Raw genomic sequence first — 15,128 nt, forward strand, 5'->3', positions numbered from 1 at the left:
GAATAATTCAAACTTACCCATCCTCACTCTCCATAACTTAGCCAACATTCCTAATTCTTAATTCTCTTGCCTAACACATACTTCCAATTCAAGCAGTTCCGCATCAACCAGGACCAATGTGCTATGAAGGTATGCACAGACTCCTGTGTATTCGGAGCCTATCTGGAGGTGCGTCAAGCGAAGCGGGTACTGGATATCGGAACTGGAACAGGTTTGCTGGCCCTGATGGTGGCGCAACGCTCGGAGGCGGAAGTGGAAGCAGTAGAAATCAATCCGGAGGCGCAGGTGCAGGCTTTGCAGAACTTTGTCGAAAGCCCGTGGGCAGACCGACTGAAACTACACCCGATGCCCTTGCAGGAATTTGCGGAAACCTGTACGCAGCAGTACGACGTCATTCTCTCTAACCCGCCATTTTTTCTGGCATCACTCAAGTCTGACAATGCCGCTAAAAATACAGCTAAGCATACAGGCGATCTGCTTTTTGAAGACATCCTGACTTTTGCACAGAAGCACCTTACTCAGGATGGTAAACTATACTTGCTCCTGCCGCCAGCTGAGGCAAACCACTTTGCAGAACTTGCCCAAACGCATGCCTTATACCTGACCGAAACCATGGAGATTTTTACCCGCATCGGAGGCAAGTGCATTCGCCATGTGCAAACCTATACCTGCAATCCGAAAACGAATACTCTTACTAAGACCTTATACATCCGCAAAGAAGACGGCACGACCTATACTCCTGACTTTTCAGAATTGCTGCGCGATTACTACCTGATCTTCTAAAGATTGCCCAAAGGCCATACCTGCTAGTGAACAACCTTCACTTTTTCGTCTTCCACAAAGTCAATTCCATACCCTTTGAGTTCTTCCAGCACAGGTTCATACAGGTCCGGGTAGATAGGTATAACTACTCCACGGCGGTCGATCTTACCTTGCAGCAGAAGCTTTGCCAGTATACCAACCGGTAATCCCACAGTCTTAGCCATAGCTGTCTGCACGGCATCATCGCCCAACACTACCAGTGAGGAGGTGAGCTCGTGCTGCTCGCCGTTCAGCTCGTACTCAAACAGGTGCTGCATCACGATCATGTCTTTGTCGCCGGGCTCCAGCTTCCATCTGCCTACCAGTATCTTTTCGAGCACCTGTGCCGGTGTGGCAACCTGCATGTCGAGTGGTATATCTTTAAACAGCCCAAGCCACTCCAGCTTTTCCATGATCTCACCTTCGGGCGCGATATCCAGGTAGCGGCACAGGCGTTGCTGCAGCGATTCGCCGGTGGAGGCGGCTGGTGGCAGGAAGGCTTCCAGGTAACTGTGATGCGTCATGCCGCCCACACCTTCCAGATCATAGCTGTCGTCGGTGAGACCCAGTTGCACAAAAACGTCCCAGGCGGCGCAGTAACCAATGCGACGCAGTGTACCACGTAGCATGGTAGGGATATCCTTTAGACCGTAATGCTCCCGATAGCTGAGCGAATCGCGGTTTGCGTAACCGTCGAAATGACCGTAGCCCTCTACAAACAGTTCGTCGGTGCGCTTAAATAATTGGTGGTAAGGTATATACTTGTACTCGCCGTTCTTAATATACTTGGCCGTCCCCTGTCCTGCCAGCACCACGTTGCGTGGGTTCCAGCTAAACTTGTAATTCCAGGGGTTATTATCCGACTCCGGTGCTACCAGTCCGCCCGTATAGGACTTGAATAACGTGATACGACCGCCCATACCCTGCACACGCTGAATGACCGCCATGGCTGACATGTGGTCTATACCCGGGTCAAGGCCTGACTCCATAATTATGGTCAGGTTTTTCTGCTTGGCCTCTTCGTGCAGCTCTCTGAACTCGGGCGAAACGTACGATGCGGTGATCAGGTGCTTCCCCTGCTTCATACACTCCCGTGCCACCTCTATGTGAAAGATCGCTGGTAAAAGCGAGATCACCAGATCGGCCTTGCTTACCTCTGCAGCCCGCTGTGCGTCATCGTGCACATTGAATACGATGGCTTCGGCAAAGTCCAGCTGCACGATTTTGTCCTGCAGATGGTCCACGTTGATGTCGCCGATGGTGATGTGCCAGTTTTCGGAAGTCGCGTGCTGTAACAGGTATTGAATAAGCGAGGAGGCGGAGCGGCCAGCCCCGAGGAGGAGTATTTTTTTCATAGCGATTGTGTCGTTGCGCATGAATTTAGCAATAACCACCTGCAAGGCCAACCTTTCGCATTGTTTTATCAGAATATTCCGTTAAATTTATAGCCCTTTTCTAATTTTTATACCTACAAGGTCTTAAATGGCAAGTGAGCTGAATATAAATATCTGCATCGACGTACTGGACTCGGCAGAAGAATTAACACCACAGGAACGCGAAGCGATGGAGCTGGCCCAACAAGCTGCTAACGACGCCTATGCTCCTTATTCCAACTTTTTGGTAGGCGCCGCCCTGGTACTTGAAGACGGCACCATGTTCAAAGGCAGCAATCAGGAAAACGCCGCCTACCCTTCCGGCCTCTGTGCAGAGCGTACTGCCCTGTTTGCCATGAGTGCCCATCACCCAAACACCAAAATCAGGATGATCGCTGTGACTGCACGCCGACGAAGCGAACAACATTATCTTCCGGCTATGCCCTGTGGCGCCTGTCGCCAGGTAATGGCTGAGTACGAACACAAGCAAGGAGAGCCTATACCTGTGCTCCTGCAGGGACCAGAAGGCAAATTCTACCGCCTCCGCAGCGTAAGCGACCTGCTGCCTTTCCAGTTCAACAAAGAACATTTGTAAGTTATGCACACACACCAGCTGACAGTGCCGCGAACGGCACGCTACTATACCTTGGGAACGCCTTCAGAACAGACGCGCGACCTGTGGGTAGTATGCCATGGCTATGGTCAGCTGGCCCGTTATTTTTTGCGACACTTCGCTGTGCTGGATGATGGGACTACTGTGGTAGTGGCTCCGGAGGGACTCTCCCGCTTTTACCTGGATGGTTTTTCGGGTCGCGTGGGCGCCACCTGGATGACAAAAGAAGATCGTCTTTCTGAGATAGAGGATCAGTCCGCTTACCTCAACCTGCTGTTGCAACAACTTTTGCAACAAGTACCTTCTGATGTACGGGTGCACGTGCTGGGCTTCTCACAGGGCGGTGCTACAGTTTGCCGCTGGCTGGCAACTGAACGAGTGCCTTGCCAGCACCTCGTACTTTGGGCCGCCTCTTTTCCGGAGGATATCGATTTTGAATCGGGCAAAGCGGCTTTTGTAGGTATACCGGTAGATCTGGTGTACGGCACACATGACGAGTTTATCACGTCCGAAAAACTGCAGCATCAGCTGGAAATTATGCAACGCCTCGGCATTTCACCACAAGTCCATACCTTCGAAGGCGGCCATACGATTGCTCCGGAAATACTGGACAGGTTAAAACATTAGAGCAGCAACTACAATTTTACGCTAATCTGTACAAAAATTTATCTGTTTTTGCGCGGCTGAATCGGCTCATAACATCTGCTACATTTTATTTTATAGCAATTATCTGGTACCCACTTTTGGGTATTTTTATTGATGCACAAATTGTTATATATAAATTTACAGAAATTTGATTTAAATTTGTGGGGATAGAACTGCAATCAACCAACTCACTTTATATTTTTTACTTACTTTATTTTAGTCCTATGAGGAGAATTTTCTACTTATCCTTCTTTTTCTGCTTTCTGGCATTCTCTGCTTTCGCACAAAGCAAAATCAATGTTGCCTCTAATTTTCCGGACGCAAAATTCTTTTTGCTAAACGATGCTGACAATACCCGAGTGACTGAACTGGGTGTCGGAAGCATTGAGTTGAAGCTGAATAAAGACTCCCGCAATCGCATTGCCATTGTAAAAGAAGGTTATGAACCTGTGATTCGTGAGTTTCCACGCACCATGAAGTGGGACAAAGTCCAGAAGGTGGATCTCGTAAACCGCCTTGTTGACATCAGTGTGGAGCCTTATGATGCGGAGATCTACATTGACGGTCGCCTGGCTGGTACAAAGCGTATCAACCTGATTGTGGAGAAAGACAAGTTCCTGAACGTTGAGGTGAAGAAACCAGGCTTTGCACCACAAACCAAGGTATACTACAACCAGAAAGACCGTGAAGCTCCTCCTGTTAAAGACTTTTTTGAATTGAAAGACCGCCAGGTGCGCCTGGAAGTGATTCCGGCTGACGCCTCTGTATCACTGAATGGTGTGGTAAGCGGTCGTGGCAATACAGACGTAAGCGTACCATTTGGTACTTGCGTAACAGTGACTGTAACAAAGGACGGATTTGCCGAAGTAGTACAGGTGTTCTGCAATAAGCCATCTACTGACCCGCTTCCTCCGCTTCGCAGCCGTGCCATGCTTGAAGATCGCTTAGTGAAAATCACATCCTCCCCTGCCGATGCCAACATTGAGGTGGCTGGCAAAGTAGTAGGCGTAGGCAAATACGACCTGAAAGTTCCAAAGAACGGCTGCGTAGAAGTGCGCGTGACCAAAGACGGTTTCCTGCGCTATATCAAGAACTACTGCAACCAGGAAAACATGCAGGCTCCGGAGCCAACTGAGTTTGTGGAGCTTGCCGTGGACGAGGCTTATTCCTCATCTATTTCCTCAGACATGGCCAATGTGCGCATTACCATACCTGTAAACAAAACCGTAGACCCTGCTGATGCCTGGAGAATCCTGAGCTCAATTATAACCAAGCGCTTTGATGTGCTCGAAACAGTAGACTACAACACAGGCTATCTGACAAGTGCCTGGCAGGTGCAGAACTTCAACGGTGCCAACATGATCCGCACACGTGTGATCGTGAGCAGCGGCGGTAACTCCAACGACCTGACTTACGTGGTGAAGATCGTAAGCCAGCGTCACGAGCGCGAAAACAACACATCGCGCAACATCAGTGTGAAAGACGATGAGGACTTCAAAGACTGGGGCCGTCTGCTGAAGCGCTATGATGGTCTGATCGAAGAGATCCAGGCGCGACTGCAGTAAGCATTTCCAAATATTGAGATAAGATAAAGCCCCGGCCAATAGGTTGGGGCTTTGTTATTAAAAAGACCTCTCTAAAGTATGAGCATAGAATTTTCAGGTGTACTTAAACGTAAGTTAAAATTTAGTTTTAGCTTTAGTTTATGAACCGTCAGTAGACAATCATACTTGCCGATGCCACAAATAGAGCCCTTCTTCCGATTCGATTGGTTCGCGGCCATCCTCCTGGTGGGCGTGGTGCAGGGCTACTTCATGAGCCTGCTGTTTCTGGCTAAGCGCCCACACCGGCAGCCCTATCATCACCTGCTACTGGCGGCACTGGTCTTCACTTTTGCCAGCATGGTCCTGGAAGTATTTCTGTGCTACAGCGGCCTGATGTTCCGTGTTCTCGACCTGGTTGACTTCTCGGAGCCGGCAAATTTTGCAGTTGGTCCGCTTACCTACCTGCTTTTCCGGAGTCTGAACGGCAACAATTGGACCCGAAAGCAATGGCTGCATTTCCTCCCCTTCGTGGTGTATTTTCTCTACCACATTCTTTTTTACATACAGCCAGAGGAGGTTAAATACAACGCTTATATTGGAGCCTATTTCCCGGAGATGGAGCGTTTGCCAGTCACCATTGAGCTTTTCTGGGACCCGCTGCGCTGGACAAGGTATGTAAACGAGCTGACGATGCTCCACATCCTCCTCTACATCGTGCTTTGCTTTTTACTTTTAAGAAAACAGCGCTCAACCGAGTCTCCTAACCCCTATTTCTATACCTGGGCAAAGTTTCTGCTGTTCTTTTTCGTCGCTACACTGGTACTGATCGTGATCGTGAAGCTAAGCTATGAGCGTGATCTGGGTGACCACTTCCTGGCCATGTTTCTAGTAGTACAGCTCTTCTTTGCCAGCTATAAGATCATCACAGATTCTGCTTTCTTCCAGCCCGTAGTGCAACTGAAGTATGAGAAGTCTGCCTTAAGCGAGGAGGCCAAGCAGGACCTGATCCGGAAATTGAAAGCGGCTGAAGAGGAAAAATTTTACATTCAACCATCGGCCTCCCTCCCGACGCTGGCCAAACAACTGCATACTTCTCCCCACTACCTTTCGCAAAGCCTGAACGAGCGCCTGGGCAAGAGTTTTTTTGAGTATCTGGCTGAGCTCCGCATACAAGAGGCCAGAGCCATACTGGCAGACCCAACTCAGCAGCATCTCAAGGTGGAAGAAGTGGCCGAGCAGGTAGGCTATTTATCAAAATCGGCTTTTAGCAGTGTCTTCAAAAAGCATACGGGCCTGACACCCGGGCAATACCGAAAAAATGCCGTTTCCGGTTCAGTTTAAGTACTTCCCTATAAGTTAGCACCTCGCACTTATCGGCAGATTCTTCTGATTTAACCTTCTTTAGCGATGTTTGCATCAAAACGAAACGCTATGGAAAACCAGATTAAAATCAGACGTTACGAGTTCGACTGGCTGCGGGTACTGGCCTTCTCGCTACTCATCTTTTACCACACCGGCATGTACTTTGTCAGTTGGGACTGGCACGTTAAAAACCCGGTACTCAGCCAAACACTGGAAGTGCCGATGATCTTTATGAGTCAGTGGCGCATGTCGCTTATTTTTCTGGTGTCTGGTGTAGGCGTGTACTTTGCTCTGGGATTCCGGAGTGCCGGCACTTTCGCCAAAGACAGACTTAAGCGCATTCTGCTCCCATTGGTCATAGCTATGCTGCTGGTAGTGCCACCACAGATATACTTTGAGCGGGTAGTACAGGGAACGGCCACAGATTATTTGAGCTTCTATCCCTCTGTGTTCGAGTTTGAGCCATACCCGGAAGGCAACTTTAGCTGGCACCATCTCTGGTACCTGACTTATATTTTCTGCTACAGCCTGCTGCTTTTGCCGCTACTCGTATACCTGCGCCGTGTCAGCATACAGGCAGTCGGTATACCTAACTGGGTATTACTGGCTGTACCCGCGCTGTGGTTGAGTACAGGTGGCATTCTGCTCAACGAACGATTTCCGGCTACGAATGCCCTTATAGATGACTGGGCCAACCACTTTCTCTACATCACGGTTTTCTTAATTGGTTTTATATTGATGAAGTTTCCTCAATTGCAGGAAAAAGTAAGAAAACTGCGCTGGTTCAGCCTGGGCCTCGCGGCCTCAACCCTTACAATCCTGTATACTTTCTACTGGTTTAAAGATATTGATCTGAATGGTATAGAATTATCGCTATACTATGCCCTGAAGCAAAGTAACCGTTGGTTCTGGCTGATGGTCATACTGGGTTTTGCGATGCAGCACCTTAACTTGAAACATAAGTTTCTGGCACAAGCTAATGAGATGGTATACCCGTTCTATATACTGCACCAGACCGTCATTGTGGCATTGGGATATTACCTGCTGCAAGCAGACTGGAGCATCGGTCTCAAGTTTTCAGTTATCAGCTTAAGCACTTTTATCATTTGCTTTCTGCTAATCAAGTATCTGATCATGCCTTTAAATTGGCTCCGACTACCGTTTGGCATGAAGACAATCCAAAGAGAAACACAATATCCTGCAGGCTTGCATGCGGAGAAAATCAAAGAGAAAGAGCAACTCGTAAGCAATTAAATGTGTGTTATCACGAATGAGCATCCTACTGTTAATCCTTTTCCCACATCCCTTCCATCACCACTTCGAGCAGGTGCTGGTCGGGATCTCGGAAGTAGAACGAAAGGTAACCACGCCCCCAGTCATACTCTTGCTCTATTGCTATACCTGCATCCTTAATTTTGCTTTTCCAGCTTTCATATTCTCCCCGGCTTACCTCGAAAGCCAGGTGCAACTGACCAGATCCGAAGTGTGGAGGCAATGTACCACCGAGCTTTGATGCCTCTGGCAGAAAGCAGAGTAATACCGACTCTCCTGCTCTGAAAAATATATGACGGTCTTTCACCTCTCCGATCACAGCCAGCCCCAGCTTTTCAGTATAAAACTGGCGACTGCTCTCCAGATCAGCTACATACAGGCAGGTTTCTTTTATCTTCTTAATTTTCATCGGTTGGCTTTAAAAACAATAATCCGGTTAAAAAACGGGTATTTACAGTTTGTACGCAACCACAGTGCTTTTGCTTTCCGTTATACCATAACGCGCCTACTCTCTAAAAGAAGCCTATGAAGCTTATGTTGAAAATACTCGCCTTTTTTATACCTGTCATGGTCGCCCTTTTTTACTTTTTAGGTCAGCCTTCCGACACAGACACTAATTCCACAGCTACTTCCGGCAAACTGGTCAGGCTGGCCAAACTCCCTTCCCCTATTAATGAAAGCTCTGGCGTCGAATTTATACCTGAGCGGAAAGCTTACATCACACACAATGATGCAGGCAACAAACCCCACCTCTATGTGGTAGATCAGCAAGGCAAATTAGTAGAGACCATCAAACTGAAGCTCCCCAATGTGGATTGGGAAGACCTGGCACGTGACAGCGAAGGGAATATCTACATAGCCGACACAGGCAACAACAATAACAAGCGAAAGGAACTGGCCATCTACAAGCTACAGCTCGACAAGCCTGATCAGATTGAGGCCATTCGCTTCACCTACGAGGACCAGAAGGATTTCCCGCCATCTAAGAAAGACATGAACTACGATGTGGAAGCTATTTTCTGGCAAGGCGGCAGGCTATACCTGGTATCAAAGGACAGAGGTAGAAAACAAACAGCTAAGGTATACGAGCTTCCTGACAGCGGCGGACAGTACAAAGCCAGACTGCTGGGCAGTCACAAGCTTGGTGTGCCTGTGACCGGCGCAGCCAGCAGCGCTGATGGCAGTACCGTGGCACTCGTAAGCGAAGGAGGACTGCACATCTTCCGCAACGTCAGCAATCCAGGTGCCTTTTATGAAGGAGATTATCAGAAAGTGAGCATCAAGGAAGCCGGGCAAACTGAGGCTGTGGCATTTGAAAACGAAAGCACGCTGGTTATTACCAGTGAAGACGGGGGCTTGTTCAGGTATAGCCTTAACTAAGCCGCTATATACTTGTAAAACAAAACGGCCAGCAGTGATGCTGGCCGTTTCGGTATCTTGAATAAAACTTATTTGCGAACTGCTTCTCTTGCTGGCTTCCCGCCAGGTAAGGCAGGTTTCGGGTTACGCCATACTCTGAAAAGTATGAACAGACCGATAATGATCAGCGGGATGCTCAACTGCTGCCCGATGTTCAGCACCATCGTCGCCTCTTTTTCTACCTGTACTTCTTTCAGAAACTCTACCAGGAAGCGGAAAGTGAAAAGGGCAGTTACGAAAATACCGAATAGCAAACCTTTCGGAAGGGCCTCTTTGTATTTCTTCCAGAGCCAGTAGAGAAGCACAAACAGCAGGAATACGCTGAACGACTCGTAAAGCTGCGTAGGGTGGCGTGGTACATGCGAGTATTCGCTCTGACGCACAAAAATAAAGCCCCACGGCAGATCCGTTGGACGACCAAAAATCTCAGAGTTCATCAGGTTACCCAGTCGGATAAGTGCGCCACCTAGCGCCACTACGATCACGATCCGATCCAAAACCCACATGTAATCGAAATTGTGCTTGCGGCTGAATAGCCACAAGGCCAGCAAAATACCGATGGTTGCGCCATGACTGGCCAATCCGCCTTCCCATATCTTCAGGATCTCGATCGGGTTGCTCAGGTAATACTCAGGCTGGTAAAACAGGGTATGGCCCAGGCGTGCACCGACTACGGTGCCAATGATCATGTAAAGGGTGATCACGTCCACATCGCCTTCTGTGCGGCCCTCGGCTACATAGATTTTGGTCAGGATGCGTTGTCCGAACACAAAAGCCAGTGCGAACAGGAGTCCGTACCAGCGCACTTCAAAGGAGCCGATAGAAAAGATGGAAGGACTTACATCCCATGTGATATAGTTCAGAATGCTCATATACAAAGGTATGGTTCTGCCAAAGTTACAATAATTCGCAATGCTAAAAAACCGGCACCAGACAGGTACAGGGATATTTATCCACAGGTATAGCCACAAAAGGAAAAGGCATCATCCCACCCCGGTCTTTCAGGTATAAGATGATGCCTTGTATTGATGTTAATGTTCGACCTATTTCAATTTGCCAAGCTCCTCCCTAAAGCCGCCGCTCAGGATCGGATAGCGCAGCCAGCTGCGAGGGTCCAGGTTGTAGTCGTCAAGGTGGAAGCCTGGGGCGTAGCGCTCACGTTTCCACTGATTGCGTGACCACAAGGTATAGAACTTGTGCACATATCCCTTGATTGATTTTACTGGCGCTACCTTCTCTTTCTCCAGTTGATCGATTACCTGCTGTGGTGACAGACGGTCGTACCAGGCCAGGCGCTCGATCATGTTCAGGATTTCGTATGGCATCAGGTCCTTTTCATCCGTCTGATTCTCAGACGAAGGGCGCAGTTCGGCCGTAGGCTGCAGGTTATTCACATAGTCCAGTCCGAGGTAGCCGAGTTCCTCCTGCATCCAGATCAGGAACTGACGGATAAAAGCTTTGTCTATACCTGCGATTGGGGAGATACTACCGGCCGTGTCGCCATCCATGGTAGCGTAGCCTACCGCGGCTTCGCTTCGGTTGGAGGTTGCCAGTAGCAAGGCGTTTTTAATATTCGCCAGCATCCAGATGGCAGGGGCACGCACCCGTGCCTGTATGTTCTGCAAGGTCACATCATCCTGCTCCCAGGTCAGCTCCCGCTTCAGGGCACCTTCTATTTTTGAGGTATAGCCGCGCACTTCATCATCGATGGTCCAGTCGTAAAACACTGCCCCGACCGACTCCGCCAGTTCCTTGGCACTGGTATAGGTGGCATCAGAGGAATTGACGGTGCCCTGATACGCACAGGTAAGCATACGTCCTACCAGCTCTTTTACTACATGCTCCTGTGGCAGTGATTCAAAATACTCGGCATCCTGCAGCGAGAACATGCGGGCTTTGGTAACAAAACCAGTCACTCCCAGACTGTCAACACCCCGGCGCACCATTTCGGCCACGGCCACCGCACAGCACGACGAGTCAGCACCGCCGCTCAGCGACAGCACAAAGCCCCGACTGCGACTCTTGCGCATGTAGTCAAACAGCGCTAGGCTCAATGCAGCAATCAGTTCGGCATTCTCATCAATGGGTGGCAGGTACTCGATCGTTTCAGTTATTTCCGGGTTAGGCCCGAAGCATACCTCTGCGCATTCCAGGTCCACGTCTTTGAAGCATAGCAGCTCGTTGCGTCGAATCAACTTACCGTTTTGGGCTATGAGCACCTCCCCATCAAAAATCACACGGCCTGACTCGTTCCCGAGCAGGTTAGCGTACAGGTAGGCACATTGATATTTTTGAGAGGCTTCTACTACAAGGCGGTGACGCAGGTCAGTCTTGCTCAGGGCAAAATGACTCGCGCTTGGGTTCAGAATCAGTTGCACACCCTTCGGCATGTGGCGCTCGGCTGGGCGGTTAGTTCGCCAGGCGTCCTCGCATATTTCAAAGGCATATTTCACGCCTTTCTCTTCGTACACGATATCGCCAATCGGGTAGCGCTTTCCTTTCACTTCAAATTCTTCTACCACGTTTGCCGGCCATGGCGTAAACCACCGCGGCTCGTAGTGTATGCCATCGCGGGCCAAAAACTGCTTAGCCGTAAAGCCTAGGATCTCTTTGTTTTTGATAACGCAGGCTGTGTTGAAAACATCCTGCCCGATGATCACATGCACACCCAGGCAAACGGTCATGTTATCGCACCACTCTTTTACCTGGAGCAGCTTTTCGAATGTTTCTTCAGCAAACCAGGGGTGCAGGAACATATCCTCACAGCCGTAACCAGTAATGCAAAGCTCGGGCAGCAGCAGGATATCCACGTTTCGGGTGCTTGCTTCGATAATAGCTGATCGTATATTAAGGAGGTTGGCTTCCCAGTCGAGTGGGGTCTGATTAAGGGCAGCCCCAGCCAGTATCAGTCTAGTTTCTTCCATAGTGTGTTCTCTAACGCAACAATACGGAAGCAAGTTAAGCTTTGGCAGCCAAATAAAGAACCGTTATACTCTGAACAGGTATAGCCTGTGGCCTGTAGAGCCAGTTCAGGTATAGGTATGGCACAGTGCTGGAACAAATATCAGAAGCCCAGAACTGGGAATGATGCGAAGATGGGCAGTTTCTGTTTGAGCAACAGAGTTAAAGTGAAAGCCGGGTTAGAGAAGGAGGGGCTAAAATGATCGCATTAATTGGCTGCCCCGATATTTTCACTGATAGAAACCAGCCTCAGCTGATATTGAGGACTTCCAACGCCTTTTCGGCAGCAGCCTGGTCAGCTTTCTTTTTGGAGAGCCCTACGCCCACGGCTACCGGTTTGTCATTAAGGAAGATCTCGCATGTAAACTCAGTCGTATTGCCCTGGTTTTTGCGGTTGACGATCTCAAACCGGATATCAGCATTCTGGCTTTGCGCCCACTCGATGAGCTTACTCTTGAAGTTGGAGGTAGTGTTGACCAGTTTGTGCAGGTCTACATGTGGTTTAATGAGTTTCCCCAATATAAACTGACGGGTCGTACTATAGCCCTTGTCCAGGTATATGGCGCCTACCAGTGCCTCCAGCGCATTGCCGTGTACTGATTTATGACGTGAAGTCTGCCCACCTGAAGTGTCTACTTTCACGAGCAGGTTCAACCCAATTTTGATGGCAATATGATTGAGTGACTCACGGTTGACAATCCGTGAGCGCATCTCTGTCATAAAGCCTTCGTCTTCGTAAGGAAATTTCTTGAATAGCAGTTCTGCCACTACCGTTCCGAGTACCGCATCGCCCAAAAACTCCAGTCGCTCATTCGTATCGTGCTTGCTAGCCAGGTTCTGCCGCGCAAAGGACGTGTGTGTGAGCGCCAGTTTGTACAGGCGTATGTTATCCGGCGTGCTGCCAATAATCCCGGAGATGGCGCGCACTAACTCTCTATCCTTGGTAAATAGGCTGTGATAGAAGCGCCGTACCGGTTTTATAGGACCAAACACTTAGTCGATAAATTGACGGAATAAAACGGAAGTATTGTGTCCACCGAAGCCGAACGTGTTGCTGAGCGCTACCCTCACTTCACGCTCCTGCGCTTTGTTAAAGGTAAAGTTCAGACGGTTGTCGAAGCTTTCATCATCCGTAAAGTGGTTGATGGTAGGTGGCACCAGGCTGTTCTTGATAGACATGATAGCCGCGATCGCCTCAATAGCACCAGCCGCGCCCAACAGGTGACCTGTCATGGATTTGGTAGAGCTGATATTGAGCTTATAGGCGTGGTCACCAAACACAGTTTCAATGGCTTTCACTTCGCTGATGTCTCCAAGCGGTGTGGATGTACCATGTACGTTGATGTAGTCTACCTCCTCTGGCTTGATGTTGGCATCGCGCAGCACGTTCTTCATCACGTTCAGCGCGCCCAATCCATCCGGATGCGGAGCTGTAATGTGATACGCGTCTGCAGACATACCGCCACCGATCACCTCGGCATAGATTTTGGCGCCACGGGCTTTGGCATGTTCGTACTCTTCCAGTATAAGAGCCCCCGCACCTTCACCCAACACAAAACCATCGCGGTCTTTGTCGAATGGACGGGAGGCTGTTTCCGGAGAGTCGTTACGCTCTGAAAGGGCCTTGAGGGCGTTGAAACCTCCTATACCTGCTTCGGTTACAGCAGCCTCTGAACCACCTGTTACCACCACGTCAGCCATACCTAAACGGATATAGTTGAAAGAGTCAATGATAGCATTGGTAGCAGATGCACAGGCAGAAACCGTTACGAAGTTTGGTCCTCGGAAGCCGTACTTAATTGAAATGTGGCCGGCACTGATGTCGGCGATCATCTTCGGGATGAAGAATGGGTTGAATCGCGGGGTACCGTCACCGTTGGCGAAGTTTACGCACTCCTCCTGGAAGGTGCGCAGACCGCCAATACCAGATCCCCAGATCACACCTACGCGGTCGGGGTTATAGTTCCCTTCCACCAGGTTCGCGTCCTGAACCGCCTCGTCAGCCACCACCATGGCGAACTGAGAGAACAGGTCCATCTTACGCGCTTCCTTACGGTCGAAGTAATTTTCAGGAACATATCCTTTTACTTCACAGGCAAACTGGGTCTTAAACTTACTCGCATCAAAGCGTGTAATAGGCGCAGCTCCACTCACACCATTGGCCAGTCCGTTCCAGTATTCTGCAACGTTGTTTCCAAGTGGGGTGAGTGCGCCAAGCCCTGTAACTACAACTCTCTTAAGCTCCATAAGCTGTTAGTAGAGGATAGATAGTAAAAATTACTTAATACAATAAGGTAATCGGGGTTATATTACTTTGCGTGCTCTTCCAGGTAGCTGATAGCCTGACCTACAGTGGCGATGTTTTCAGCCTGGTCATCTGGAATAGAAACGTTGAATTCTTTCTCGAATTCCATGATAAGCTCTACTGTATCCAATGAATCAGCGCCAAGGTCGTTTGTGAAGCTAGCCTCTGGAGTAACTTCTGACTCTTCAACACCAAGCTTATCGATGATGATAGCCTTTACTTTTTCTGCGATTTCTGACATTTTTTCTTATAGTTTATTAAAACACTGTGCAAAGAAATGTAATTAGGCAGACAATGTCAAAAAAAATTGTGGTATTCGGTAAGTGATAAAAGTTTTTGCCTTAAAGGTCGTTTTAGACTTTCATGTTTATAAATTTGCAATTACGCTGATTGTTAGCCCATGAAAACATTGCACCTGGACATTGAGTATGATTTTAGCTTCGCCCTTTTCGGCGTGGTTGCCTCGTGCCGCGATTACAAGATGGCCTGGTCGCTTAATCGCCTTTTGGGTCTTAATCTCACCCGACAGCCGGACTTATGCTACGAAATGACAGACAGGCACAAAATGTACATCTCTCATTTTGAGCACAATGATACCCATAGCACTGTGCGCCTTTTCCGTAACAAAGCGCTGGGCACCCTTACCACTAAAAAGCCTTTTATGCTGCCTGATGTGAAAGAGTATGACTATATTCTACAAATATCAGGTGCGCTGCAGCACTACCTTCATCCCCAGGAGCTGCTACGGAGGCTTCACAACCTCCCCATTATTCAGTACACGAAACAATTTGATCCACTTACACTTAAGTACAAGGAACACTTATTATTCTGAT

General features: G+C 49.0%; 15 protein-coding genes. 8 read left to right on the forward strand and 7 right to left on the reverse strand.

All coding sequences use genetic code 11. The features are described 5' to 3' along the window. The first annotated feature begins 66 nt into the window (after positions 1-66). A complete protein-coding gene (locus BW972_RS00550) occupies positions 67-783 on the forward strand; it encodes a tRNA1(Val) (adenine(37)-N6)-methyltransferase (RefSeq protein ID WP_076420373.1) in 717 nt (238 codons plus the stop codon). 23 nt (positions 784-806) lie between these two features. Here BW972_RS00550 and BW972_RS00555 read toward each other — a convergent pair whose 3' ends face one another. Next, positions 807-2,156: a saccharopine dehydrogenase family protein gene (locus BW972_RS00555; RefSeq protein WP_076421446.1), complete on the reverse strand. Its 1,350-nt coding sequence runs from the start codon at positions 2,154-2,156 to the stop codon at positions 807-809. A gap of 127 nt (positions 2,157-2,283) precedes the next feature. Between BW972_RS00555 and cdd the strand changes: the two genes are divergently transcribed. The 5 genes from cdd (at position 2,284) to BW972_RS00580 (ending at position 7,592) form a co-directional block, all read left to right on the forward strand. Further along, on the forward strand, positions 2,284-2,769 hold the full coding sequence (gene cdd / locus BW972_RS00560; protein ID WP_007658084.1) for a cytidine deaminase: 486 nt from the start codon (positions 2,284-2,286) through the stop codon (positions 2,767-2,769). 3 nt (positions 2,770-2,772) lie between these two features. Then, the gene (locus tag BW972_RS00565; RefSeq protein ID WP_076420375.1) at positions 2,773-3,414 is read left to right on the forward strand and encodes an alpha/beta hydrolase; all 642 of its coding nucleotides are present in this window, start codon (positions 2,773-2,775) and stop codon (positions 3,412-3,414) included. Between the two features lie 242 nt (positions 3,415-3,656). Beyond that, positions 3,657-4,997 (forward strand): hypothetical protein, encoded by a 1,341-nt coding sequence (locus tag BW972_RS00570; protein WP_007658082.1) that lies wholly within the window; start codon positions 3,657-3,659, stop codon positions 4,995-4,997. Positions 4,998-5,168: 171 nt separating this feature from the next. Then, entirely contained in the window at positions 5,169-6,317 is a 1,149-nt protein-coding gene (locus tag BW972_RS00575) for a helix-turn-helix domain-containing protein (protein WP_076420376.1), read from the forward strand. A gap of 90 nt (positions 6,318-6,407) precedes the next feature. Then, positions 6,408-7,592 carry an acyltransferase family protein gene (locus BW972_RS00580; protein ID WP_076420377.1) on the forward strand — a complete coding sequence of 395 codons (1,185 nt, stop codon included), beginning with the start codon at positions 6,408-6,410 and terminating at the stop codon, positions 7,590-7,592. A gap of 31 nt (positions 7,593-7,623) precedes the next feature. Here the strand turns inward: BW972_RS00580 and BW972_RS00585 are convergent, their stop codons facing one another. Beyond that, positions 7,624-8,019: a VOC family protein gene (locus BW972_RS00585; RefSeq protein ID WP_076420379.1), complete on the reverse strand. Its 396-nt coding sequence runs from the start codon at positions 8,017-8,019 to the stop codon at positions 7,624-7,626. A gap of 125 nt (positions 8,020-8,144) precedes the next feature. On the opposite strand from BW972_RS00585, the gene BW972_RS00590 reads away from it, so the two are divergent. Further along, a complete protein-coding gene (locus tag BW972_RS00590) occupies positions 8,145-8,990 on the forward strand; it encodes an NHL repeat-containing protein (RefSeq protein WP_234986255.1) in 846 nt (281 codons plus the stop codon). 68 nt (positions 8,991-9,058) lie between these two features. Here the strand turns inward: BW972_RS00590 and lgt are convergent, their stop codons facing one another. From lgt to BW972_RS00615, 5 genes are all read right to left on the reverse strand, one after another. Then, positions 9,059-9,901 carry a prolipoprotein diacylglyceryl transferase gene (gene lgt / locus BW972_RS00595; protein WP_007659751.1) on the reverse strand — a complete coding sequence of 281 codons (843 nt, stop codon included), beginning with the start codon at positions 9,899-9,901 and terminating at the stop codon, positions 9,059-9,061. Between the two features lie 171 nt (positions 9,902-10,072). Further along, a complete protein-coding gene (nadE, locus tag BW972_RS00600) occupies positions 10,073-11,953 on the reverse strand; it encodes an NAD(+) synthase (protein WP_076420383.1) in 1,881 nt (626 codons plus the stop codon). Between the two features lie 286 nt (positions 11,954-12,239). Beyond that, positions 12,240-12,917 (reverse strand): ribonuclease III, encoded by a 678-nt coding sequence (gene rnc, locus BW972_RS00605; protein WP_234986256.1) that lies wholly within the window; start codon positions 12,915-12,917, stop codon positions 12,240-12,242. A 66-nt stretch (positions 12,918-12,983) separates the two neighbouring features. After that, a complete protein-coding gene (fabF, locus tag BW972_RS00610) occupies positions 12,984-14,237 on the reverse strand; it encodes a beta-ketoacyl-ACP synthase II (protein WP_076420387.1) in 1,254 nt (417 codons plus the stop codon). 62 nt (positions 14,238-14,299) lie between these two features. Next, positions 14,300-14,536, reverse strand: coding sequence for an acyl carrier protein (locus BW972_RS00615; RefSeq protein WP_007659745.1), 237 nt, complete (start codon positions 14,534-14,536; stop codon positions 14,300-14,302). 159 nt (positions 14,537-14,695) lie between these two features. On the opposite strand from BW972_RS00615, the gene BW972_RS00620 reads away from it, so the two are divergent. Continuing rightward, entirely contained in the window at positions 14,696-15,127 is a 432-nt protein-coding gene (locus BW972_RS00620; protein ID WP_007659743.1) for an IPExxxVDY family protein, read from the forward strand. Position 15,128: the final 1 nt, after the last annotated feature.

The sequence above is a fragment of the Pontibacter lucknowensis genome (genome assembly GCF_900156415.1).
GTDB lineage: Bacteria > Bacteroidota > Bacteroidia > Cytophagales > Hymenobacteraceae > Pontibacter > Pontibacter lucknowensis.